Source organism: Tabrizicola sp. (genome assembly GCF_030694085.1).
In the GTDB taxonomy this organism is placed as follows: domain Bacteria; phylum Pseudomonadota; class Alphaproteobacteria; order Rhodobacterales; family Rhodobacteraceae; genus Tabrizicola.
The window spans coordinates 1-1,209 of sequence record NZ_JAUXZE010000041.1 but is presented as its reverse complement, the minus strand read 5'-3'; the positions used below and the strand labels follow the sequence as shown (position 1 = coordinate 1,209).

The window sequence follows — 1,209 nt, the reverse complement described above, 5'->3', positions numbered from 1 at the left end:
TGTTTGCCTTCCAACCCGAACAGACCCGCTCGATCGACGATGTCTGGCAAAACCCTTTCGGCTTCACTGTCACCCAATATGCCATCCGATCGGACCGTTCCGAATGATCATGTTTCCCGTTTCCGCCCTTCTGATCGCTGGAGCGTTGGCCATGGCGGCTCCCGCGGCCCTCGCCGAGACCACGCCGCGCCCCGGCTCTCATGACAACCGCGTCCGGGTTGCCACATGGACCGAGGGGCAGGTCTACCGCATCGTCACCACCCTGACCCGGGTCACCACCGTAGAATTCGGCGAGGGCGAGACCATCCGCTCGATAATCGCGGGCGACACGGTCGGCTTTCAGTTCGACGGCGTGCCGGGCGGGCGGGCCTTCGCGATCAAGCCCGCGGCCTCGGGCGTTGCGACCAACATCACCGTCTACACGAACCGCCGCTCCTACTACTTCCACGTCGTCGAGGCGCGCGAGACGCCCCATTACGTGGTGCAGTTCCGTTATCCTGATGCCCAAGTGCAGCCCTTGCGGGCCGTCGCGGCCGATGCGCCGAACGCGAACTACGCTGTCAGCTCGCAGGAGGAATTCACACCTACGGCCATCTGGGATGACGGCACCTTCACCTACTTCCGCTTCGCGCGGAACGCCCCGGTCCCCGCGATCTTCCGCTATGCCAATGGCGGTGAACGGGCGGTGAACAGCACGGCGCTTGAGGACGGCGTCATCCGCGTCTCCGGCGTGAACCGCCAATGGGTCCTCCGCCTCGGCGAAGACGATGTTTGCGTTCAGGATATGGGCGGGCCTGCGTCATGAGCCAGGATACTGAAGACCTCGCGGCGCGGCTTGCGGCCCTTGAAGGTACGAGCGCGAAGAAATCCGGCGGCGCGCGGCCATCACCCATGGCCGCACTTCTCGGCGTCGGTGGGATCGCGGCAATTGGCGGGTTGGCCTGGGTGGCCCTTCAACCCGCGCCACCTGCTCCAATGCCGACCGCCGCGCCAGAGGAGTTCCAGACGACCGGCAGCGGCTTTGGGGATTTGGCGCCCATGCCAGTCGAGGAAACTGCACCTGCACCGCCAGCGGAAACCGGTCCTTCGGAAACCGAGCAAGCCCTGATGGAAAGCCTTGCCACCCTGCAAGCCGAACTTGCCGAACTGCGCGCCCGTCCGACGGAGCCTGCAGGCGATGCTGGGGCGGAGGCCATCGCCGAGCTCACG

General features: G+C 65.7%; 2 protein-coding genes and 1 pseudogene. All 3 read left to right on the top strand.

The window, feature by feature from the left end:
• Positions 1 to 107: VirB8/TrbF family protein (locus Q8M85_RS10520; protein ID WP_371135230.1), on the top strand; the 107-nt coding region annotated here is incomplete at its 5' end.
• A 44-nt stretch (positions 108 to 151) separates the two neighbouring features.
• Positions 152 to 805 (top strand): TrbG/VirB9 family P-type conjugative transfer protein, encoded by a 654-nt coding sequence (locus Q8M85_RS10515; protein WP_371135231.1) that lies wholly within the window; start codon positions 152 to 154, stop codon positions 803 to 805.
• Positions 802 to 1,209, top strand: a pseudogene (locus Q8M85_RS10510) (conjugal transfer protein); the annotation flags it as partial. The gene Q8M85_RS10515 and the pseudogene Q8M85_RS10510, both read left to right, overlap by 4 nt.